We start from the raw sequence: 22,965 nt of genomic DNA, 5'->3' as shown, positions 1-22,965 counted from the left end.
CTACGCCCGTTTGTCCGGGGCGAGGGCGCCGACGAGCAAGAGCTCGACGAGCCCTGCGAGAAACCCCTCGTCGATCGGCCGGCGTTCGAGCCCGAGCCGGTGGTGAATGGTCGCCGCGAGCGAGCGAAAAATCAGGGTCGCGTCGATGCCGGGGGCGAGCTCGCCTCGCGCCTCGGCCGCTTCGATCACCGGGCGCGGCAGGGCCTCCATCGATTCGTGGATCGACTGGGCGATGGCCACGAGGTCGGCATCCCGGTCCTCCGCGAAGAGCAACCGCCGCAGCCCCAAGAGCTCGGGCGAGCTCGCCTGCGTGGCGATGTGCCGCGCGATCACGATCAGATCGCCGCGCAGCGAGCCCGTGTCCGGCGTGACGGCACGATCGACCGTGATCGATCGGAACGCCGCGCGAACCAGGTCCTGCTTCGTCGGCCATCGCCGATAGACCGTCGTCTTGTTCACTCCGGCGCGCGTGGCCACGTCCTCGATCCGCAGCGCCTCGTAGCCGACCTCGGCCAGCTCCTCCAGCGTCGCCGCGAGCACCCCTCGCACGACCGGCTCTCCCCGCACCAGCGCCCGCCGCTCGGACGCGCTCGGCTTCTCCTTCATGACCTGTCCACGCGGCGCCGATCCCATCACACGCGCCCAGTGAAGCCAACTTCCCGGGCTTGTCGACCCCAATCGCAACTCCCAGTTGCCATGGTGATGTGGGCTGCTACATCATCGCAACTGCAAGTTGCGGTTACGCCGCGGGGAGGAGCAGGGCGATGTTCGACGATGCACCGAGGACCGGGACGTTTTTGCTGACCAGCTCGACCGCGTCGGGCCATTTGCTGCGTGTCCTCGACCTGGCCGAGCAGCTCACCTCGCGTGGCCATCGGGTGCTCTTCAAGACGAAGGCCGACCGGGCGGCCGAGGTGAAGGCGGCCGGCGCCGAGCTCGTCCCGTACGAGCAAATCGTCGATTTGCAGGATTTCACCGCGCACACGCCGCACCTCGGCTTGCCTGCGTGGATGCCGCGGCTCTTGCAGTTCCCGTTCATGCGAGGTTTTTTCCAGGCGAGGAACGTCCTGCTCGCGCAGGAGCTCGAGCCCGTGCTGCGCCGCGAGCGCGTCGATTGCGTCGTGTACGACTTCTTCGATTACGGCGCGGCCTTCGCCGCCGAGCGCGCGGGCATTCCCTGGGCGAGCGCCGGCAACATGGGCACGGTCCTCACGCGGGACGAATTGCCCTTGGTGTTCCAGGCGTCGTCGAAGTTGCGCCCCCTCGGCAAGCTCCCCGCCGTGCCGCATGCCCTCTTGAACCGCCTCGTCTCCCTCCGTGCCGACCGCGAAAAGCTCGGCCTTCCCCCGTATGCCCGCGGCGCTTCGGACCTCGTCTCCGCCATGGCCTCGCCGCACCTGCACATCATCATGGCGCACCGCGGCCTCGCCGGCGACGTCGCGCTCCGCGACCACCAGAGCTTCGTCGGCCCCACGACGTTCAACGTAGCCTCGGGATCTCGCAAGGAAGCGCCGCGCGTCGAGCCCGGCACGGTCGTCGTCAGCACCACGACCACGGGCCAGGACAACGGCCTCTTCCGGCGCGTGCTCGAAGCCGTCGCGCCGCTCCACGTCCCCGTCCTCGGCACGGCGGCGAGCGCGGCCGACGTCCCCGAGGGTCTCGGCAACCACATTCGCATCGAGCGCTACGTCCCGCACGACGTGGTGTTCCCGGAGGCGCGCGCGCTCGTCACGCACGGCGGCTGGGGCACGGTGGGGCGTGCTTTGCTGCATGGATTGCCCATGCTGGTCATCCCGCTCTTCGGCGATCAGATCCTCAATGCGTCGCTCGTCGAGCGCGCGGGGCTCGGCCGTCATTTGCCCCTCGACAAGGCCACGCCCGAGACGATCCGCAAAGAGCTCGTGGCGCTGCTCGCGGACGAATCGCGTTGCGCCCGCGCCCGCCGTGTCTCGGCCGAGATCCAGAAGCTCAAACAAGACAAGGTCGCGGCCCGCGCGCTCGAAGCGCTCGCGTTCCAAGGCGACCTCGGCGGCGTGACCTCGGTCATCCGCGCTGCGTGACGCCATGGCCCTTTCTGCTACCACCACGCCCCCCATGCCTGTTGGCGAGCGCATCGATTACGCGAGCACCCTCGCGCCCCGCACGAAGGCCCTCGTGCTCGCGGGCGTGATGATGGCGCTCTTCCTCGCGGCGCTCGATCAAACCATCGTCGCGACGGCCTTGCCGCGTATCGTCGGCGAGCTCCAGGGCATGGAGTATTATGCCTGGACCTCGACGGCCTACCTGCTCGCCAGCACCACGATGGTGCCCATTTACGGCAAGCTCTCGGACAGCCTGGGCCGCAAGACGGTCCTTCTCACCGGGATTGCCATCTTCCTCGTGGGCTCGGTCCTTTGTGGCCTCTCGCCCTCCATGCTCGCGCTCGTCGTCTCCCGGGGCGTTCAGGGCCTCGGGGCCGCGGCGATCACCTCCACGGCGTTCGCGGTCCCGGCCGACATCTTCGCCCCCGCGGACAGGCCGCGATATCAGGGCATCTTCGGCGCCGTCTTCGCGCTCGCCAGCATCATCGGCCCCGTCCTCGGCGGCGCGCTCACCGACGGCGTCGGCTGGCGCTGGGTCTTTTTCATCAACCTGCCGCTCGGCGCCCTGGCCGTCACGTTCATCCTCGCCAAGATGCCGCGCCTGCACAGCGGCCTCGAAAGCAAGGTCGACTGGCTCGGCGCGCTTTTCCTGGTCGTCGCCACGGTCCCGCTCCTGCTCACGCTGCGCGGGGATCGGCCGCTCGCGGCCTGGCTCGCGCCCGAGGTGCTCGGGATGCTCGGCCTCTCGCTCGTGGGCCTCGTCCTGTTCATCCTCGTCGAGCGGAAAGACCCCCACGCGATCATCCCGTTCGCGCTCTTCCGCAATCGCATTTTCGTCCTCGTGACGCTCACCTCGATGTGCATCGGCGCCGCGTTCTTCGCGGCCCTCTTGTTCATCTCCGTGCTCGCCGTCAATTCGCTCGGCGCGACGGCGCGGGCCGCGGGCATGGCCATGCTGCCGCTCACGGCCGCCGTCGTCTCGACCTCCGTCTTGACCGCGCGTTTCGTCCACCGCACCGGCCGCTACAAGATCGTGATCGTGTGCGGCCTCGTGCTCACGTGCGTCGGCCTCTTCCTCCTGCGCACGCTCAGCGCGGACAGCACGCTCCGGACCATTGGCCTCTGCGTCTTCGTCTTCGGCTGCGGCATGGGCCCGGTGATGCCGATGCTCACGTTGTCGATCCAGAACGCCGTCCCCTTCAATCACGTCGGCACGGCCACCGCGGGGCGGCAGTTTTTCCAGCAGCTCGGGCAGGTCGTGGGCAGCGCGATTTTTGGCATCGTCCTCGCGACCACACTCGCGCACGGGCTCGCCGACACGCTCGGCCCGGTGCGCGCGGACGTGCCGGCCGCGGTGCGTCCCCAGTTCGACGCCGTCTTCGACGCGGATCGCCTGCGCAAAGGCGGCGTGGTCGAGGAGGGCGCCGGCGAGGTCCCCCGGTCCGCGCAGGATCGCTTCGCGGACGAGGTCCATACGAAGTACGACGCCCTCCGGCGCGATCCCTCCGCCGACGCCGCGGCCCTCGCGCGCGAGGAGGCGCGGGCCCTCGATCTCGGCCGCGCGGGAGATCGCGCCGTGCGCGTCTCGTTCGCGCGGGCCGTCACGCGTGTCTTCGACGGAGCGTTCCCGCTCGGGCTCATCGCGCTCGTCCTCGCGATCTTCACCCGCGAGATCCCGCTCCGCAAGGCGGGCCCGAAGCCGCCGGCCGTCGCGAGCGAATAACCCCAAAACGTTTCACGCGGATACCCCCTGCCCGGGACGCAATTCGCATTTTGCGGTCTTGCGGTCCTGCGGCCGGGGGCGGCGCGCGTGTCTTCGTGATACGCTCGTTCATGCTTGTTGATGGGGTGGCCGCCATTTCGCCCCTCCCGGGCGCCGAGGCGGGTGTCGTTGCATTTCGTACGGGCGGCGTCTTGCACGCCACCGTGATTACCAAGGCGACCTTCGCCTTCGCGCCCGACGCGCCCATGCCGCGCGTCCCGCCTCAGCCCCTCCTGCGGGACGAAGTCCACCACGGCGAAAACCCCGCGCGCAGCGTGCGTTTCACGAGTGATCTCGTCCCCTACCTGGCGCGCGCCGACGTCCTCTTCACGGGGCACGGCCATGCAACGGCCGCGCGGCTCCAGGTCCACGCGGGCGAGCGCGTGCTGCTCGACAAGACGCTCCTCCTGAAGGATTCACGGGGCGTCCAGCGGATCCCCATCGTCTACGAGCGCGCGTATGGCGGTTCGGATGTCTCGGACAACCCCCTCGGGACGGGCGCGAGATTCGACGAGGGCGAACCGACGATCTTGACCCCGGGCGATCCGCGGCGCCCCGCGGGCTTCGGGCCCATCGCGCGCGCCTGGCCCGCGCGCAAGCGTTTGCTCGGGGCGACGCCACGGAGCGCGCTCGAAGGCCGGATCGCCGAGATCCCGCCGGGCTTCGACGGCGCCTATTTCCAGGCCGCGCCCCTCGACCAGCAGATCGAACTTCTCCGGGGCGACGAGCACATCGTCCTCGAAGGCCTCCACCCTACCCTGCCCCGGCTCGTGACGCGATTGCCCGGCCTGCGCGGACTCGCGCGGTTGCATGGCCTCGCGGCCTTTGGGATCCCGGACGGCCAGCCCATGGACCTCTGCCTGGATACGCTGCGCATCGACGGCGACGAGCAGCAGTGCACGGTGGTTTGCCGGCGCTGGATCAAACTCCCGCACGAACGTGCCCTCGAAGCATTGCGCGTCGTGGCCGGCGTGGAAGTGGCGGGCGAGCCGCTCGCCTGGTTCGACCCGCCGTGGCGCGCGGCAGGCCCGCCGCCCTCCTCGGGCAAACGCGGGCCGCTCCCCACCTCGACGCTGGCCCTCCCGCCCGACGTGCAGGAAGCGCCTCCGCCGCGGCCCGCGCTCCCCTTCCGCACGGGATTCCTGTCCGCGCAGCAGCCCGAAGTCGCGGCCCCGCCGCCCTCGCCCGTTGCGCCGCCGCCTTCGCCCGTTGCGCCGCCGCCCGTCCCTCCTCGGTTGCCCCTCACCCCGCCGAGCGCGCTCTTCGCCTCGAATGCCGCAGCCGATCTCGAACCGGTGCCCGAGATGCAGATGGCGACCCCCGCGCAAACCCAGCGGCCCGTGCCCGCACGGGTCTTCGATTTGTTGTGGTTTGATCCGCGGAGCTTGCCGCGCATCCGCAAGCAACCCGCGTGGCGGGCGATCCTGGAGGCGCTCGCGGACGAACCCCTCGATCCCGACATCGACGATCCGGAGCTCGGCTTCGAGCCCGCCGACGTGGAAGAGCGGCGCGAGGTATTCGAGGTCCTCGCGCACGGAGCAGCGCTGGGCGAGGAGGCAATCCGAGCGGCAGTGCGGGGCGCCATTCGCAAGGACGGCCGGTTCGTCGCGCCACTCGTCCTCGTCGAGGGAGATGTTTCCCTTCTGTTCGACGAGATCGAATCGCTGCAGGCGCTCGTGGCGGTGGTAGCGCCGCTCGCGGGCGGGGACGATCGCTCGAAGGAGGCGGTCGCGGCCGCGCGTGACTACCTGAGCGCCGCGGATTCGCTTCGGGATCCGGTGGCGGCGCGGGAGCTCGGGGCGGCCATCGAGACCGCGTACGCGCAGGCGAAGAAGCGCGTCGTGTCGCCGGCGGAGGTCTCCGTGCGGATGGAGCGGGTCCTCCTCGAGCACCGTCGTTATCAGCGGCAGGCCGTCTTCGGAGGGACGCATTTGCGCGGCGTCGTGCAGCTCCCGGGGGGAGAACGCGAAATGCCCGTGTACTTCCCGGAGGCGCTCGTGGAGGTCTTGCCAATGTCCGCGAAGTTCTCCGCGCGATTGGTGGCAGAGGCGCACCTCGCAGCGGATGCGCAGGCGGCGTGTCCGGTGGCGCTGCGAGGCGTGGGGATCACGCGAATCGCGACCACGGACGGATGGTGACGGCCCATGTCGATCCTTTACGACATCCCGACGGTCGCAGCGCAGAAGGGGCCCACGTGCTGGTATTACGCAGCCAAGATGATGCTCCGCTTCCACGAGCTCATCGGAGCCGCCGAGCGTCTCGAACACGAGTGGCGCGCGCTGCACCTCGCAAGGCAGGTCATCACCCAGCTCGCCGCAGAGCGAAAACGCTACGACAACCCCGCCGTCGTCGACCGACTGACGCAAATGATGCAACGCGAGCCAGACGGGCACCAGCGGGCACTCCTGCGCGAAGCCCGCGCCAAGATCCAGAGCAGCCCGTCAAGCCATCGCTTCGACATCCTCGACACGTTCTTCCGTGACGTCGTGCGCCCGCTGCCACTCGGCAACCACGCCTACGACCTCTCGTTCGTCGCCACAATGCTGGCCGACCACGGGCCCTTGTACGCGTCGATCTACCGGCTGGGGGATACGCTGGAGAACGATTACGTGCAGGATCCCCTGACGAACAACCGGTACGTCTACAAGATCGAGGCCAAATGCCGCGTCGGCGGCGTGCACGCCATCGTCATCACAGGCGTGGACGATGCCACGAACCAAGTCTATTACCGCGACCCAAACGCCCCCCACCGCGACACGATGGTCGCGTGGTCGACCCTCGAATCAAAGCTGAACTCACCAGGAGGCTCCGCAGGCGACAGCCTGTTCGGCGCAATCCAGTGCCAAGGCTGCACCCACCGGGCAAGTCGGCGCATGGTCTGACGCGAGCGCGGGGGCGCGGAGCTGGGGCGCGCCCTCCGGCGCTGCAGGGTGGAGCTCGCAGAGCGCGCTCGGGGACCGGCGGCGCCGTCGAAGAGGAGACGGCCTCGCGGAGGGAGGTTTGCCGCGCCGCAAGTCGGCGACGCCAGGGCGGGGTTTTCGAGCTGCAGCGCCGCCTTTCGGGTGCGGGTGAGCGCGGATGGCCTCCTGCAGCACCGCAGGACGAAGGACGCGCCCGAGGAGCGGCGGCTCACGACGCCGAACGTCGGCGGGCGCGCGGACGGGGACCGGGTTGTGGCACGGCAAGAGGCCATCCGCGGGGAGGGATCGCGATCTTGCGCGGATGCAGGGCATTCGGCGAGGACCCGGACGCGCCGCGCTGGGGCGTTGCCCCAGGCCCCACCAGGGGTTGTCCACCCCTGGACCCGGACCAGCGAGGCGCTGGACCCAGGACGATGAACTGCGCGCCGCGCAGTTCATCGAACAGCCAGGTTCAAGACCAGCGACGACCCTGCCAACCAAGGCCGCAGCGCCGCAGGTTCAACCGGCAGCGCTCCCGTCGCCAGCTTGGAACCCACCTCCATGGTCTTGCCACCGGCCCGTTGGAAGAACTGCGCACCGCGCAGTTCTTCCACCTTCGGTCCAGGCCGTGCCTGGTCCGGGTCGAGGGGCGGACAGCCCCCGCGGGGTCCGGGGCAGCGCCCCGGCGCCACGCCCCATCATGGCACCACGGGGGCGTGGGAGGCGCGGAGGACTTCCCCTTGCTCTCCCTCCATCACGAAGGCTTCGAGGATCTCGCCGAACATTTCTGCTCGCTGGCGCAGGTTGCTCATGACCAGGAATCGCCGGAGCACCCGTGGGTCCTGAAACCGGAAATAGAGCCGCTTTGCCTCGCCTTCTGCGTCCACCATCGAGAGCCGCCGTAGATGGCGCCGCACGTCCGGGAGTGGACGCTCGCTCGTCAGATAGACGCCCCAGCTTCGCCCCCATCCTTCGTCGACGAGCTTTTCGAAGAGATCGCTCTCCGGGGACAGGCGTACGAGATAGGGCGCCACCTCGCCGAGCGCGTCGCCTTGCACGCCCTCGTAGAGCGATCGGTGCTCGTCGATGGATTCTCGCAGGAGCTCTCGGATTCGCGGATCTCGCGCCCCGTCGAGGAGTGCGAACAGCGGCGTCGTTTCTGCGAGCAGCGCGTCGCGTGCTTTCTCCTTGATGGAGGCCACCTCCGGCGCGTCCGCTGGGCGCGGGTGCGAGGTCGCCCTCTCGAAGAAGACCATGAAGACCGTATCTCCTGCGCGGATCCACGACGTGTTCCGCGCCTCCCCCTCGCGCACTGCCTGCCCGTCGAGCCAGGTCCCTGTGTCGCTCCCGAGGTCCCGCACGAGACAACGCGCCCCGTCCCACGACACCTCGAAATGCACCCCTGACATCTGCCGATCGTGGGTGATCATGAGATCGGAAAACTCTGTCCGCCCGACGCGCAGCGATTCGCCGGGCTTGAGTACGGCCCGTTGCGACGCGAGCTTCCCCCATTGTACTTCGAGGATCACGCGCATGGCTCGCATAACGGCGTCCCCTCCTGCGCCGCGCGTTCGAGCGTCCGCGCCTGCGCGGTCGATCCGATCAGCACGTTCGGACAGCCTATCGTGATCACCCCTCCGAGCGCGGTCGGATCCCCGAGCCGCGCCGCCGGCCGATACCCGATCAGCACCGTCTTTTCTCCTCCGACGATCACATCCGACCCTGCGCACATCGCCGCGTCGCCCATACGCGCCGCGGGCATGTACCCGATGAGCACCCGCGGCTCACAGGGCGGGAGGATGGGCCCCCCGGTGGGCATGACAGGACATACGTGCAGATCGGTCAAACGCGCTGCCGGCGGCATCGTCCCCCTCCTCGATTCATGGCGCGCCCGCGCCGGGCAGCTCCGCTACGGCCTCGATGGCGTCTTCGGGGGCGTCCGGGCGTGCCCCGCTCCCTGCGCCGGGCGCGCCCCCGCTGTTGATTCGCACCAGGTTGCCCACGATGGACACTCCGCTCGGATCGATTCGAATGAACCCCCCGGGCCCCTTCAGCGTGAGATCCAGCGCGCCCTCGATCACGACCGACGTCCCGGCCGCGAGGTGAATCTCTTGTCCGGCCTCCAGGGCGTGGCTCCGCTGCACCTTTTCGTGACGGCTCCCGCCCACCGTGATCGACGCTTTGCCGTCCACCTGCCGCCGCTCGTCCCCGCCCACGTGCAGATCACTCCGCCCGACGACGAGCTCCTTTTTCTCCGCCTTGATCACGATGTCCTGCCGCTTGCCGACCAGCATCCGATGATCGCCCTGGATCTGCTCCTGCTCGTCCCCGAGCACCCTCGCGTGCAGGTCGCGCTGCGCTTGCACGTACACGAGCTCCTTTCCCCGCGCGTCCTCGAACAGAAGCTCGTTCGAGCCGCCCCCGCCGGGCGACGATGCGCTCTTCAGCGTGCTCCGCGTCTTGTGCTCGGGGAGCTTGTGCGGCACGAGGTTTTTCCCATTGAAGACCCGCCCGACCACGACCGGCTGGTCCGGATCGCCGCCGAGGAATCCCACCAGGACCTCCTGCCCCACGCGTGGAATCGTGATCGATCCCATGCCCGTCCCCGCCCAGCCCTGGCTCACGCGGATCCAGCACGAGCTGTCGTCGTCGTGTTTCCCCTCCCGATCCCAGGGAAACTGCACGCGGATTCGACCGAATTCGTCGGTATGAATCTCCTGGCCCCGCGGCCCCACCACCACCGCGCTCTCCATCCCGAGCGCCCGCGGCTTGGGTGTCACCAACGGCGGCCGGTACGGATCGGCCGCGAACGCGGCCCGTCCGCTCATCTCCCACTCCGCCACGACGCTGCCCGAGAGGCAAAGCTCCGTCACGAGCAGCCGCTGCTGGGCGAGGCCCTGGTGCGGGTGGTCCTGAATCGCGAAAATCACCCCGGGCGCGAGGATCATCGAGTTCGTCGTATACGTGACGACCCGCTTTTCATGGCGCTCCGCCTGCAGGCTCTGCGTCGCGCGCGTGACGCCAAACGCCTCGTCGCGCCGCGCCATCCCCTTGTCGTCGGCCACGGGCGTGGCGCCGGCGCCTTTGGTGGTCTCGACGAGCAACGCGCCCGGACGGTAATGGTACTGCTCGTACCGATGCTCCGGATCGAGCGCCTTCGGGGCCTCGCCCTGGCTCGGAAAATCGGGCCGGCGGAAGTCGTGGTCGCGCACCACGTACGCGCCGGGCCGCACGCGATGGCTCATGTGCACGGCCGTCACGTATTCCTTCGGCGCGGTGCGGTTCGGCGCGTCGTCGAACGTGAGCGGCGAGTGCGGGTGCGGCTTGCCCGCGGCGAGCGCGTCGGAGAACTGGAGCATGGTGCCAGCGCCGTCCTCGTCGGGGAACGTATAAGCAATGCCCGCCTCCTCCAGCAGGCGCGACAGGAACGCGAGCTCGCTCTCCCCGTGCTGGACCCGGTATTCGAGCCGCGGATACGCGCCCCGATCGATGGCCCACTTGTGCTGGATTTTCCATTCCCCGAGCAGCTTGTCCACGATGTCCGGGATGGAGAGGTGCTGAAACACCCGGTAGCCGAGCCGTTGCCCGAGCAACCACACCTTGGGCAGGATGGTCAGTGTGTAGGTGGATTCGCCGGTCTCCGAATCCTCGACGCGGATCTGCTCGATGTGCGTGCAGATGCCCTCCCAGCGACGCCGGGCCTGACCGATGGAAAAATGCTCGCCGCGGTCCATGAGGAAGGCGGCCGGTTTGCCCACGATGGCTTCGAGATCGATGCTGGCGTCGTGGGAGCGCGCCAGGATCGAGACCTCGAACGGCTCGGAGATCGCCTCGCGCACCGAAAACGTGCGCACGGACAGCTCCTCCCGCGGGGATTTCGGCTGGAACGATTCGAAGATCAAGCGTAAGCCGCGCATATCACTCCTCCGAGGCGGTCGGGGCCCACGGACACACGAGCGAGAGCTCCGCGCAGCCGAGGCCCAGCGCATCGACGAGCAATCCCGAGCGCCCCTGGATCGCCCGCGCGACCTGGTTCTCGGGACAATAAATGGGGTCGAAGGTGTCGCCCTTGTCGTCCGCGCCACCCAGGGAGGGCGTGCTCGTCGTCTCTCCGAGCGAGAGCGACGGCGCTCCGGACAGGCTCTCCACGACAAGGGGCGCGCAGACGAGCGAGACGCGCCAGAAAATCGGCCGGGGATTGTTGGAATCGTACAGGAAGGTGCTCCCGCCGAACCCGACGACCATTTCGTTCGGGGGGCAAAGCCGCGATTCCGCTTCCTCCGAGGACATCACCCCCCGCACGGTCGGCATGGCCTCGCCGGGCGTGACGGTGATCTCGACCGGGGACGTCTCCGAGAGCCGCACCGCCCCGCAAATGCCGCTGATCCCGGAGAGGACCAGACCATTGACGCCGCCCCGCAGGCCCACGAGCACCTCGCCCTCCGGGCATGCGTCGTGGAACGCGCTCCCCCCGTCGCTGCCGTGCTCTTCCGTCACGGTCAGGTCCGAAAAGCCCGTCGCGCACGGATCGAATGACAACGCGTCGACCCCTGTGATCGTATTGCACCCGAGCGCTCCCTGGAGCCCGATCACCCCGAGGAGAGCGCCGAGGCCCCGGCGCGCCTCTGCCGTTGAAAACACGTGCATGGACGTTCCTCAATAACGAAACTCGAAATCCGCCCGGCCGATCCCCACGGACACGCGGGGATCCTTCACGGCGCCCATGGTGGCGCGCGCCTTGCCCGCCGGACGGAGGACGATCAAAAGCACGCCGGCCGCCGCCGCGACGCCGCCCACGACGAAGGCCGCGGTGGAGACCGTGCCGAGGGTCCGGGCCTGATCGGCCGTGGTGCGATCGGCCGGGGCGCAATGGTCGCCCTGGCATCGGCTGCGAAGGTCGGACACCTTCACCATGGACATCGCTCCGGTCACGACCCCGACCCCGAGGCCCATCGCGGACGCTCCCAGCGCAATGGCGCCGGGGAGGATGGATCCCTGGAATGGCACGGGCGCGGGGCGCACGGCGGTTGTCTCGTCCGTGGCGAGCTTGGCCTGCATCTCGGCGAGCTCGCTCTCGGCATTGTGGTGCGCCTCCACGAACGGGGGCGGCGCGTTGTCGGGCAAGCGCTGCGCGAGCACCTCTCCATAAAGCGCCTTCGCCTCGACGACGTTGCCGAGCCTGCGCTGGCAACGCGCCATGTGCACGAGCAAGGTGGGCGCGGGGAAAAGCGCCTGGGCCTCGCGGAAATGCTCGTAGGCCTCCTCGAAACGACCAGCGCGGTACGCGTCGAGCCCCTGGTGCGCATGTTCGAGGGCGAGGGCGCGTTTGTCCGGAGCGCTCGAAGGCCGTGGGTCCGCGGCGCGGGCCGGGGGCACGAGCGTGAGGAAAAGGGCGGGGACGAAGGGAACGAGCCAACGAAGGCGCATGCAATCTCCCGATTCAAAAGCCGAAGGTCGGGTCGCGCGTGGGCACGGGCGGCGCGGGCGAAGGGCGCTTCGACGTCGCGCGGGGCGCGGGGGCCCTGCGCGACGTCCGGGGCGCGTCCGGCGACGGCACGGCGGAGGGCGCCGCATGCGGAAGCGTGATCGTCTCCGGAGGCGCGACCGTCACGGACGCGCTCGGCGTGGGCGCGGGGATTTCGGGCGGAGGTGTCGCGAGAGGCTCCGCCGGCGCCGCCACCACCGGTTCGAGCGGCGCCTCGGGCGACGACAAACGATACGCGGCGAGCGCGCCGAGGCCGAGGACGACCGGGACGACGATTCCGAGCGCGAGCTTGGCGGCCCGCGGGCGGCTCCTGCCTATCGTGGTGGCGACGCCGGGCGCCGTGGGCGTGTACGCGGGCGGCGGCGTCTGGGACAGGGACACCTCGGGCGCCGCGGGATCTCGCTCCATTCCGCTGGACGGCCCGAGCGTGAGGTTCGGCATCCCGGAGCGGAGCAAAGTGAGGGCCTCGGCGAAGGCCTCCGCGTTCTGGAATCTCTCGTCCGGGTTTCGCGCGAGCGCCCGCGCGAAAAAAGGATCCACGACGGCCGGGAGATCGGGCATGAGCGTCGTGGGCGGCGGGATCGGCTCGGTGCAAAGCTCGAGGAGCAGCTCGCCGAGCGCCTGAGAACCAAACGGCGTCCGACCGGTCAGGCATTCGTAGAGGACGACGGCGAGCGACCAGAGATCGCTGCGCGCATCCACGCGCCGTCCGCGGGCCTGTTCGGGGCTCATGTAGCTCGGGGATCCGAGCAAGACCCCCGTGTGCGTGGTCTGGCCGGACAGATCGTGCGTGATCCTCGCGACGCCAAAATCGAGGATCTTCACGACCACGTCCTCGCCTTGGCGCGCGAGGAACACGTTGCTCGGCTTGATGTCCCGGTGAATGATCCCGAGCTCGTGGGCGCGCCGGAGCCCTTTGCAGACGGGCAAGGTCACGGCAATGGCGGCGGGGAGCGAGAGGCGCCCCTCCCGCGTGAGGCAACTTTGCAGGTCCTCGCCCTGGAGCAGCTCCATCACGAGGAACGGCACATCGTCCGCGACGCCATAATCGTGAACGGCCACGACGTGCGGGTGTTGGATCTGCGCGCAGGCCCTCGCTTCGCGTTGAAATCTGTCACGCGCGAAGAAGGTATCGGCGTGCTCGGGCGCCATGACCTTGAGGGCGACGCGCACATCGAGCTCGACGTGCCGCGCCACCCACACCGCCCCCATCCCGCCTTTCGCCAGCGGGCGCTCGAGGACGTATCTCGAGGCGATGATGTCCCCGCTGTTCAAGGCAATGCCCCCTCCCGCCCGGCAATCCGCGACAGGGTACGATCCGAGAGGGAGCCGGCAAGCTCATTCCACCTTATGTTCCTGCTGCGAAATGGGGCGCTGAGGGCGTGACAGCCCGCCCTCCCGAGCAGGCGTCCGACCTGACACGTGCGGGACGTCGGTTCCGAGCTCAGGCGCCGTTCATGGCAAGGCCGAGAGCCGCGCCGCCAGCGTGTCGAGGTCGCCCGTCGCCCCGGCCGCCCGCGCCCGAAGCGCGAGCGCGAGCGCCCGCCGCAGATCGAGCGCCTCGCCCCGGCGTCGCGCCTCGAAGTAGCCCGTCTCCCAGCCCTCGGGCACGCGCAGCGACCAGTTGTCGTCGCGGATCGTGCCAGGCACGTTGTACCGCTCCTGCAACCCGAACAGGTCCGCGAAGAAGATCATCGCGCTCCGGGCACGGCTGGCCAGAGCGTCGGCGAGTTTCGCCGCGACCAGCAGGCCCGGCGCGCGCAGGACGTCGGCCTCCAGCGCCGGCGCGCCGAGCCGCCGCGCGAGGTACACGGCCTGCGCCGCGAGTTTTCCCTCGGCCCGCCACGACGCCGCGAGCTCCCACATCGACGGCGTGTCGTGCGTGCCCATCATGATCCAGTCGGCAGGCTCGGCATTTTCGCTGCGGTAGACGTCGCCCGGGTCGTCGAGGTTCGCCTTTTGCGTGACGCGGAACCGCCCGAGCCCATGCCGCGCGAGCACCGCCGCGACCGGCGCGGGCAGCGTGCTCAAGACCTCGCAAAACAACGTGTCGGTGGCGTGTCCCCTCGCCTGCGCGGCTTCGACCAACGCGTCGAAGAGGTTTCCGTACGCATCCCCCTGGGCCGCGTCGAGCGCCCGCGCCCAGCCGTCGGCGTATCGAGGGAGGTCACGATCGATCTGCGAGGGTCGCGGAATGGCAAACGCAGCGAGGCGTGGGTGATCGGAAAGGTCCGGCGAGGAGCGGAGGCGCGCGCCGCGCTGGACGGCCGCGAGCGGGTCTTCCGCAGCGGCGTCGTACACCCAGGGGTCGACGAGGCCGTGCGGATGATCGATGCGCACGCCGTCGTAGGCCTCGAACATGGCCGTCATGCGAGCGCGGAGGAAATCGCGCGCGTCGCCGGACCACGCGGCGGGGTCGAGGACGGGATAGCCCCACGGCTGTCCCTCGGGGTTCGTGCGGCTCGGCGGCGCGCCCATGCGGTAGCCCGAGAGGAGGATCGCGAGGTTCGACCATTCATCCTGCGGGGCGAGGCCAATGGCGAGGTCGCCGTAGAGGACGAGGTCGAGCGAATGGAGCTCCATGCGCAAGGCCGCGTGTTGCTCTCGCGCGAGGAGCTGGCGGAACGCGTGGGCCTCGATGGTTTCCGTGGAGCGTGACCGAAGGGCTGCGAGGCGCGCAGCCGCCACGGCCTCGTCGCCGGGCGCGGGTGCGAAGAGGCGCGCGTCCAGGGCGGGCCAGTCCTTGAAATGGCCGCTGCCGTGTTCCCTCGCGAGGCGCTCGTACAGCGCGTCCCGCTCGATCCAGCCGATGTTCCGCGCGCGCCACGGTTCGAGTCGCTCGGCGAACGAGGCGAGCGCGGGCGGTAAGGTGCCGCGCCGACGGTTTTCCTGGAACACCACAAACGCCTCGTCGAGCGCGCGGCGCACGGCCGCGGAGGCGTAGCGGTGGTGCGCGCGGCCAGCCGGGCCGAGGGGGCGATCGGCGACGAGGGACGCGAGCGTTTCCGGGCGGAGGAGGCCCCCCCAGGCGGGATCCTGGGCGAGCGGCGCGAGCGCGATGGAGACGGTGGCCCGCGAAAAGCAAGCGCCATCGTACGGCGAGGCGTTGTCGGCGGAGAGATCACCTTGCGGGCCGAGGAGAATCGCGCTGAAGCCGAGGTCCCGGGCGAAACGGAAGAATCGAGCCGCGCCGCGGCCGTACGGCGATCCACGGCCGATGTCCTCATCGGGATCGGCGGGGAAGCTCGGGTCGTGGAGGGCGAGCGCAAGGCGATCGACGTCGAGGAGGCGCAGGGCCTCGCGGGTGAGCTCACGTTCCTCGGCGCGTGTGGTCATGTGGGCGCGGAGCGTACCGCACGGCAGGCCGGCGTCACGCGGGCAGAATGGATGGGGCCGGCCGGCGCGCGCGGGCCTTCAATCCCCCTGTCCTTGCCGGCGAACCCAGTACATCTGCTTGTGTCCGCGGGCGTCGAACGCGGCGCACGCGCGCACAGCCCGCGAATACGAGAGGAACGTGGACATTTCGTAACGCTGCCCATTGTCGTCCTGGCGCCAGAGCGACCAGCGCGGCAACTGCGCGTGGTCGATTTGCGGTTCCATCCATTCGACCTCCGGCGTGTCCAGCGCCAGGGATTCCACGAGATCCTGCGCCGCCTCGGTGGGATCCGTCCCGCGGGCCACGCGAATCTCCGTGCAGCCCGCGCGTTCGAAAGGCGCCACCGCCCAGAACCCGCGCCCCGTGGCCGCCGAGACGAAGCGCGCATGGTCGAGCCAGCCGAGCCCTTCGAGGAAGAACCGAACCGTGGTCCCACGCATCTCCGTCGCGAGCGTGTCGATCGAACGAAAGACGCAGGCGAGCGGACGCGGGGCGATGACGTCGCGCTCGCCCCGCGTGGTCAGCCACTCGACGTAGACAGCCACGTCCTCGCGACGCACCAGAAAATCGTCGCCGTAGCGTTGCTCGATATCTTCGAGGGACGAGAACACTTCGTGCGCGCCGGGGTGATCGTGGAACACCCGCCCCCTCGTCCCCTCGTCTCGCCACCCCGTGCCCATCCAGCGCGCGATCTCCGCGCGATCCTTCCGCCCTTCGAGGAACGCGCAGAGGACATCCACGAGCTCGCGGACGTGCGCAGCCTGGGTGAATTGTTCTTCGGGGGAGAGGCGGCGGCGCATCGGTGGGTGTGTAGGCGCGGAGAGGCGGGGGGACAAGACCTCGCGTCCTGACGTCGGGCCGCCCGAGAGCGCCCCTCAGGTGGACATTCAATGTCCCAACGGCCCCCCGATTTCCCTCCATTTCGAGGCCCCTTGCGATAAAGTGTGCGCCGGTCGACGGACGATGACCGTGCCGCTCTTTTCGAGCGGCGGTGACCATCGGACGGACATCGAGGGGGGCTCGAAGATCGGCGCAGAGAGCGCCGCGGGCCGCCCGTTTCGGGTCCGTCCCTTTCGCGGAGGTGTTCGTGACGCTCGAGATGAATCATGTCGATGGCGTTCGAATTCGTATGCCGATGGCGACGGCGATCGTCGCTGCAATCGTACTCGTCGGTGTCGTCCTGCTCGCGCTCGCCTCGTGGATCGTCGAGACGAACGGAGCTTCTGCGCCGGAAGGCGCGCGGACGTCGCGCGTGATGGCGCCCTCGGATGCGCCAGATTCGGCGCGGCTGCTCGAAGATCGCGGGCGGCCCGGGCGTAGGTTCTAATCGGACAGACCTCGCCCTTCAACGCTTCCTTGACGCTTCCTTACCCCCCTCTCCGAAGGCGCAGAGCTGGGGCTTTGCCCCAGGCCCCACCGGGGCTATCCGCCCCTGGACCCGGACCAGCGCAAGCGCTGGACGCGGGGTCGATGAACTGCGCGGTGCGCAGTTCATCGAACAGGCCAGGTCAAGACTGGCGACGATCCTGCCAACCAAGGCCGCAGCGTTGCAGGTTCAACGGGCAACGTGCCCGTCGCCCGCTTGACACCCGCCTCCATGGTCTTGCCACCGGCCCGTTGGAAGAACTGCGCACCGCGCAGTTCTTCCAGCCTCGGTCCAGGCCGTGCCTGGTCCGGGTCGAGGGGCGGATAGCCCCCGCGGGGTCCGGGGCAGCGCCCCGGCGCGACGCCACGAAAATGGCGGTGTGACGATCCTGTGCTGCCGCTCGGCACGGAACGGTTGACGCGCTAGAGAGCGCGGATGCTCTTCCCAACGATCCGTTCTGCTTGGCTTCCCCTGGTTGCGCTTTTGCTTTCGTGTAGCGGGGACGACCCCGCGACGCCGGCCCCTCCTCCTTCGCCGCCTGCGCTCGACGCCCGTGTCGCTGACTGCTTGCGCATCAATGCTTGTGAGGCCGAGGGCGGCGAGCCGCTCGGCATGCAGGCCTGCCTCGGCCACGTCCTCGACGAGCCCTGGAACTGGGCGGCCACGGGCCAGCTCCGCTTCGAGATCGCGAGCATGGAATGCAAGCTCGCCGCGAAGGATTGCGCGGCTGTCCGCGCGTGCACGCCGCCCAAGGACACCTTCTCGGCTGCGTGCGCGGCGAACCCCGCCGATGGCATCTGCGAGGGCCAGACGTGGGTGCTCTGCGATCCCGAGGGCAAGCCGACCGCCGCGATGGACTGCGCGGCTGCGGGGCTCTCCTGCAACAAGGGCCACTGGGCTGGCTGCGGCGCTGAGCCCTGCACATTCGGCACGACGAAGACGACCTGCGCCGCTGATGATCCGGACGTGCTCGTCCAATGCGGCGCGGATGGGTTCCTCCAGCGGATCGATTGCCGCACGCAGTACAACATGGTGCACATCAACGGGCAGGAGAAGGAGGAGAGGATCACGATCGCCGGGGAGACCTGCGGCTTCGATCCTCAACGCAACGACCTCGGCTGCATTGGAAAGGGCGAGGATTGCACCTTCTTCTCGCAGGCGTGTAACGGCGACGTGCTCGAGACGTGCGCGGGCGGCAAGATCGGCCGTCGTGACTGCGCCGCGCTGGACCCCGAGGGCCAGAGCTGCGGCTTCGTGCAAAGCGGCGCGTTCGCCGGGGGCGCGGCGTGCGGGTTCGTCGAGCCGAGCTGCGATCTCGGGGCGGCCGAGGCGTGCGAGGGCGGCATGGTCGCGTTCTGCAACCTGGGGACGCCCGCGAAGGTCGACTGCAAGGCGCAGGGCTTCAGCGGGTGCGAGACGGCGATGCTCGGCGGCAGGACCGTCGCGTACTGCGCGCCCTAGGGCATCGGGTCTGCCTCGTCGGTCGTCGCGGACGCGTCGGCCTCGGCCTCCAGCTCGATCACAGACTCCTCGGGCGCGGGCATGCCGCCCGCCGCGGGGCGCATGTCCGCGCCGCGCACCGCGCCTTCCGCGACGTTCTTTTCGCCCCCCGTGGTGAAGGCCATGATGAGCGCGACGACGATGAACACGGCCGTCGTCGCGCTCGCCAAAAACGCCACCGGTTTCGCGCCACGAGGCGCGGACGTGGCCGGCGCGTAGTCCCAGGGCGCCATGCTGTTTCCGATGGGCTCACCGGCGCTCGGCACGCGGAAGCTCGGGAGCGACGTGCGCACCGAGGGAGGCGGGGGCGCAGGGAAGCTCGGCAGCCGCGGCGGGGCGAGCGCGGTCGCCTCGTCGATCGTCTCGTCGAGGTTCATCGCGCCGAGCACCCCGGCCGGGTCGGGCGGGGGCGCGGGCATGGTGGGTTGCGAGCCCTGGGGCGGCCGACCGCAGTCCATCTCGCGGGCCTTGCGAAGATCGGTGCTCCCCATCGGGACGGTGCCGCCGCCTGCGCAGGAGAACTCGGGATCGCGGGGCATGTCGACGGGCGGCTCGGCCGGCGCGGCGGCGAGCGCCTTCGGCTCGGCGGCCTCGTCCCGCTTCTTGAGGAACGGATCCGAGACGTTCCTTCGCCCCTTCGCCCGCGCGGCGCGGCGGCCCGCGTCCTTGCCGATGCAGCCGAGCAGAATGGCGTCGATGTTCTTGGGGATCGGGCGCGAGCTGTTCGAGCCCCGCGTCGACGAGCGCGGATCGTCGACGAGCGAGGTCCGCTCGTCCTCGGCCCAGCCTTCGCGGCGCTCGCTGTAGGGCGAGAGCGCGGCCTTGAGGTCGAGGGCGCGCGGGAAGCGCGAATCGACGTCCTTGCTGAGGCACCGCATGATGACGGCTTCGAGCCCGGACGGGATCCCGCCGTGGAGCGACGACGGCAGCGGCGCCATCTCGCTGCCGAGGACGGCCATGCAGATCTCGGGCGTCGTGGCCCGCTGGAACGGCGCGCGCCCCGTGACGAGCTTGTACAGGATGGCGCCGAGGGCCCAGATGTCGGCCCGCGCGTCGACTTCGCGGGCCGCGCGCATCTGCTCGGGCGCCATGTACAGCGGCGAGCCCATGATGTCGCCGTTGCTCGTCATCTCCAGCTCGGCCGCCTCGCCCTCCTCGGGCACGTGCTTGGAGACGCCGAAGTCGAGGACTTTGATGCAGGGCGAGCCGTCCTCGCGGTGCGTGAGGAACAGGTTCGCCGGCTTGAGATCACGGTGGACGATCCCGCGCCCGTGGGCCTCGGCGAGCGCGTCGCAGGCCTGCATGACGTAGAGGACGGCTTCGTGAACCGGCAGTGTGCCCCGTTTCTTGAGCAGCGCCGAGAGGTCGTCGCCGTGGAGCAGCTCCATGACCATGAACGGGGCGCCCGTCGGGAGCCGGCCGATGTCGTAGACCTGGGCGACGTGCTCGCTCCGGAGCTTCACGACGACGCGCGCCTCGCGCAGGAAACGCTCGATGATCTGCGGGTGCGTGAGCTCCGAGCGGACCAGCTTGATGGCCCGCTCGTCCCGGAGCTCGAGGTGCGTGACGGCGACGACGACGCCCATGCCGCCCATGCCGAGGGTACGCTCGACGCGATACTTCCCGGCGAGGATCTCGCCCACCGCGACCTGGCTCTGGACAGCTTCGTTTCCCATATCGCGCCCTTCGCATGCTACGAAGGCCGCCCACGCGGGCCAACAAACTGAGCGGTCGGGGCAGGAATCCCGCTCCGGGCGTGCGCCGTACGGGGCTCATCCTTTCACCGTCGCAATCGGCGCGAGACGCACGACACGCCGCGCCACGGAGGCCTCCTCGACGGATCGCACGACCGGCGTGATGGCCTTGTACGCATACGGCGCCTCCTCCTTCATCCGGCGGTGGTACTTCTCCAGGATGTCACGCCGCCCGCGCAAGGACGGCGCATCCGGATCGATCGGGGTCACCACCTCGAGCTTGCCCGTCGAGGCCCGGTACACCGCGTCGCTCACGTGGCTCGCCTGCCCGCGCGTCAGGCTGCGGCCCGCGCCGTGGCAGGCGCTCGCGAGCAGCGCCTCGTTCCCGAGCCCCGCGAGCACCCAGCTCGCGTCGCCCATCGAGCCCGGGATGATCACCGGATGCCCGGTGTACTGGAAGGGGCTGTCGAACGGATCGGGCCCCGGCGCGGGCGTCGCGCCTTTGCGATGGAGGAAGCGCCCTGCCTTGCCCTCCGGCTCCCAGATGAGGTTGTGCGGCGCATCGTAGACGAGCCGCGTCTCCACCGTTCGCCCGAGGACCTCGCTCATCGCGCGTGCCGCCATCAGCACGAGGAAGAGGCGGTTTCCAAAGGCGAAGTTCGCCGCGTTGCGCATGGCGGACAGGTACGCGGCCGCCTCCGCGGCGAGCGGCCCCCACGTCGGCATCACGTAAAAGCCGTGCGCCGGGTGGGGCAGGCCTTTCGGGTAGAGCTCGTGGGCGCGGGCCATGAAATGGCCGCCCACCACGTGCCCGAGCCCGACGGAGCCCGAATGCGCCATGATCGTCACGGCCCCGCGTGCGAGGCCGAACGCGTGCGCCGCGTGGCCGTCGACGACCTCGTCGACGCGCTGCAGTTCGACGAAATGGTTGCCGCCGCCGACGGAGCCGATCTGGATGTCCCGGCCGTCGGTCTTGCCCGAGGCGCGGATGAAGCTCGCGAACGCGAACGTGTCGTCGGTGGGCAGGGCGCCGTTGAAATGGACCCGCTCGAGATCACGCATCTCCCGGGCGGGGTCGTAATACCGCCAGATCCCCGTGCCCTGGTTGTCGGCCACGGTCTCGGTGAGCCCCCATAACCCGTCCCGGAGGAGCGCCTCGCGCTGGCGGGGAGACATGGGGATGTTGCGCTGGCCCTGAAAAAAGATCGCCCGCAGGCGCTTCTTCAAGGCGGCCATGTGCGGCAAGAGCTCGTCCTGGGTCACGTCGGTGACCACGAGCCGCATGCCGCAGCAGACGTCATTGCCCACGGCGCGCGGGACGACGAACCCCCGCGCGTCGGCCACGGTGCCCACGGGGATGCCGGATCCTTTGTGGAAATCGGGCGTGAGCACGACAGCCGCGAGGCTGCCTGGCCCATCCCCCCAGAAGGGCGTGATGCGGCCTTTGCGCTCTTCTTCCCAGAGGGAGAGGAGCGTGTCCTGGATCGAAACGAATTCGAGGAGCTCCGCGATGCCCTCTGCCTCGACGGAGACATCGGGCCGCGCGATGAGCGTGATCGGAACACCAAAACGACTTTCGATGCGGGCGAGCGCGCTGTCTTGCCGGCGCACGACCGCATCCAACCTGAGATTGCCCATGGCTGCTTTCCCAGACGCGCGCACGTTCTGCCGTGCGGGCGCCTTGCGAACGAACGAACCCTATCGCGCAGGTCGTACGTCGCCGCGGCGCCGAGCGCGGGAGCGCATCCTCATTCAGAGGACACACGTCTCCGCACGCTCGCACGCCAGCGTTCCGTCGCCGACCCGCGATCCTTCCCCGGTTCGTCTGAACTCCGAAGCGCGCCCGAGGAAAGCGCACTTCGCAGCAGCCGCGGCCACGATATGCGAGCGCTCTCCATTTGTCAAGGTAGAGCTCGCGTGCATTCCGGTGCCGGCATATCGAATGCACGTTGCCCCCCCGGGCGCGCAGCGATGCGCAGGCCGGGTGCACCCTGTGTGCACGGTGGAGGACGAGATGGTGCGCGACGACGAAACGAACAATCCTCTCACGCAGGGGAAAGGCCGCACGGACGAGGTCGATCAATCGAAGGGAATTTACCCATTCGGCACCCCGCACCCGCCCGACGCGGAGATGCGCTCGCCTGGTTCGCTCGGCGGCGGCTCCTATGAAGAGTCGGGCCGCGGGGGCGTGGGCTTCTCGACGGAGCCAGCAACCTCGGGCGCTGGATCCGCCAGCGCGGCGAGCGCGAAGCAGAACGTGGAGCAGGGGCTCGGGTCGGCGGACGAGGCCTCGGAGCGCGCCCCCGAGCCGGCGCCGAAGGGCGTGCTGCCGCGACATGAAGAGAGCAAGCCACGTGGATCCGGATCGTCGGGCGGTTGACGCTTCGACGGAGGCGGTTAGGTTGCCCCCTCGTCGAGAGAAGAAGAGAGGGCGCCACGAGGTGCCGTCCTCGGGGAGGGTCCCCGGGCCCACAGGATGTGAAATATTCTCGGCCCTCGGACGATCGATTGTTGACACGGCGAACGACGCGGCTTAAAGAGCCGCCCCTCGCCGAGAGAAACAGGCGCCGCAAGGCGTCGTCTTCGGAGAGGTCCGCAGACCCGAGAATGTGAAAATATTCTCGGCCCTCGGATGAAGGTTGTTGACACGGCGAACGACGCGGCTTAAAGAGCCGCCCCTCGCCGAGAGACAAAGGCGCCGCAAGGCGTCGTCCTCGGAGAGGTCGCCGGTCCCGAGAATGTGAAAATATTCTCGGCCCTCGGATGAAGGTTGTTGACACGGCGAACGACGCGGCTTAAAG

At 69.5% G+C, this 22,965-nt stretch carries 18 protein-coding genes; 7 read left to right on the top strand and 11 right to left on the bottom strand.

Translation table 11 applies throughout. From position 1 onward, the window contains the following. Positions 1 to 606: a TetR/AcrR family transcriptional regulator gene (locus POL67_RS24920; RefSeq protein ID WP_271921280.1), complete on the bottom strand. Its 606-nt coding sequence runs from the start codon at positions 604 to 606 to the stop codon at positions 1 to 3. Positions 607 to 764: 158 nt separating this feature from the next. On the opposite strand from POL67_RS24920, the gene POL67_RS24915 reads away from it, so the two are divergent. The 4 genes from POL67_RS24915 (at position 765) to POL67_RS24900 (ending at position 6,725) form a co-directional block, all read left to right on the top strand. Further along, the gene (locus POL67_RS24915; RefSeq protein WP_271921278.1) at positions 765 to 2,060 is read left to right on the top strand and encodes a glycosyltransferase; all 1,296 of its coding nucleotides are present in this window, start codon (positions 765 to 767) and stop codon (positions 2,058 to 2,060) included. A gap of 4 nt (positions 2,061 to 2,064) precedes the next feature. Beyond that, the gene (locus tag POL67_RS24910) at positions 2,065 to 3,804 is read left to right on the top strand and encodes an MDR family MFS transporter (protein WP_271921275.1); all 1,740 of its coding nucleotides are present in this window, start codon (positions 2,065 to 2,067) and stop codon (positions 3,802 to 3,804) included. Positions 3,805 to 3,914: 110 nt separating this feature from the next. Further along, the gene (locus POL67_RS24905) at positions 3,915 to 5,981 is read left to right on the top strand and encodes a DUF2169 family type VI secretion system accessory protein (protein WP_271921273.1); all 2,067 of its coding nucleotides are present in this window, start codon (positions 3,915 to 3,917) and stop codon (positions 5,979 to 5,981) included. A gap of 6 nt (positions 5,982 to 5,987) precedes the next feature. Further along, entirely contained in the window at positions 5,988 to 6,725 is a 738-nt protein-coding gene (locus POL67_RS24900) for a papain-like cysteine protease family protein (protein ID WP_271921271.1), read from the top strand. A 716-nt stretch (positions 6,726 to 7,441) separates the two neighbouring features. On the opposite strand, the gene POL67_RS24895 is transcribed toward POL67_RS24900, so the two are convergent. The 8 genes from POL67_RS24895 to POL67_RS24860 form a co-directional block, all read right to left on the bottom strand. Further along, positions 7,442 to 8,287: a DUF4123 domain-containing protein gene (locus POL67_RS24895; RefSeq protein WP_271921269.1), complete on the bottom strand. Its 846-nt coding sequence runs from the start codon at positions 8,285 to 8,287 to the stop codon at positions 7,442 to 7,444. Continuing rightward, positions 8,269 to 8,607: a PAAR domain-containing protein gene (locus POL67_RS24890; protein WP_271921267.1), complete on the bottom strand. Its 339-nt coding sequence runs from the start codon at positions 8,605 to 8,607 to the stop codon at positions 8,269 to 8,271. The genes POL67_RS24895 and POL67_RS24890 overlap by 19 nt, the downstream gene beginning before the upstream one ends. Positions 8,608 to 8,623: 16 nt before the next feature. After that, on the bottom strand, positions 8,624 to 10,660 hold the full coding sequence (locus POL67_RS24885) for a type VI secretion system Vgr family protein (RefSeq protein WP_271921264.1): 2,037 nt from the start codon (positions 10,658 to 10,660) through the stop codon (positions 8,624 to 8,626). Between the two features lies 1 nt (position 10,661). Further along, complete coding sequence (locus POL67_RS24880; protein ID WP_271921262.1) at positions 10,662 to 11,390, bottom strand: hypothetical protein; 729 nt, start codon at positions 11,388 to 11,390, stop codon at positions 10,662 to 10,664. A 9-nt stretch (positions 11,391 to 11,399) separates the two neighbouring features. Then, a complete protein-coding gene (locus tag POL67_RS24875) occupies positions 11,400 to 12,170 on the bottom strand; it encodes a tetratricopeptide repeat protein (protein WP_271921259.1) in 771 nt (256 codons plus the stop codon). A gap of 13 nt (positions 12,171 to 12,183) precedes the next feature. Then, complete coding sequence (locus POL67_RS24870) at positions 12,184 to 13,503, bottom strand: serine/threonine-protein kinase (RefSeq protein WP_271921257.1); 1,320 nt, start codon at positions 13,501 to 13,503, stop codon at positions 12,184 to 12,186. 180 nt (positions 13,504 to 13,683) lie between these two features. Next, entirely contained in the window at positions 13,684 to 15,564 is a 1,881-nt protein-coding gene (locus POL67_RS24865; RefSeq protein ID WP_271921255.1) for a 4-alpha-glucanotransferase, read from the bottom strand. A 78-nt stretch (positions 15,565 to 15,642) separates the two neighbouring features. Next, positions 15,643 to 16,404: a hypothetical protein gene (locus POL67_RS24860; protein WP_271921253.1), complete on the bottom strand. Its 762-nt coding sequence runs from the start codon at positions 16,402 to 16,404 to the stop codon at positions 15,643 to 15,645. A 299-nt stretch (positions 16,405 to 16,703) separates the two neighbouring features. Here POL67_RS24860 and POL67_RS24855 point away from each other — a divergent pair, with 299 nt between their 5' ends. After that, positions 16,704 to 16,931 carry a hypothetical protein gene (locus POL67_RS24855; RefSeq protein ID WP_271921251.1) on the top strand — a complete coding sequence of 76 codons (228 nt, stop codon included), beginning with the start codon at positions 16,704 to 16,706 and terminating at the stop codon, positions 16,929 to 16,931. A gap of 606 nt (positions 16,932 to 17,537) precedes the next feature. Beyond that, positions 17,538 to 18,431 carry a hypothetical protein gene (locus POL67_RS24850; protein ID WP_271921249.1) on the top strand — a complete coding sequence of 298 codons (894 nt, stop codon included), beginning with the start codon at positions 17,538 to 17,540 and terminating at the stop codon, positions 18,429 to 18,431. Here POL67_RS24850 and POL67_RS24845 read toward each other — a convergent pair. Continuing rightward, the gene (locus POL67_RS24845) at positions 18,428 to 20,146 is read right to left on the bottom strand and encodes a serine/threonine-protein kinase (RefSeq protein ID WP_271921247.1); all 1,719 of its coding nucleotides are present in this window, start codon (positions 20,144 to 20,146) and stop codon (positions 18,428 to 18,430) included. The genes POL67_RS24850 and POL67_RS24845 overlap by 4 nt on opposite strands. A 96-nt stretch (positions 20,147 to 20,242) precedes the next feature. Then, positions 20,243 to 21,775: an RtcB family protein gene (locus POL67_RS24840; protein ID WP_271921244.1), complete on the bottom strand. Its 1,533-nt coding sequence runs from the start codon at positions 21,773 to 21,775 to the stop codon at positions 20,243 to 20,245. Positions 21,776 to 22,178: 403 nt separating this feature from the next. Here POL67_RS24840 and POL67_RS24835 point away from each other — a divergent pair, with 403 nt between their 5' ends. Beyond that, positions 22,179 to 22,544 carry a hypothetical protein gene (locus POL67_RS24835; protein ID WP_271921242.1) on the top strand — a complete coding sequence of 122 codons (366 nt, stop codon included), beginning with the start codon at positions 22,179 to 22,181 and terminating at the stop codon, positions 22,542 to 22,544. Positions 22,545 to 22,965: the final 421 nt, after the last annotated feature.

This window comes from Polyangium mundeleinium (assembly GCF_028369105.1).
GTDB classification, from domain to species: domain Bacteria; phylum Myxococcota_A; class Polyangia; order Polyangiales; family Polyangiaceae; genus Polyangium; species Polyangium mundeleinium.
Note: the sequence above shows the minus strand (reverse complement) of the source record. Positions and strands in the feature narration are given on the sequence as shown.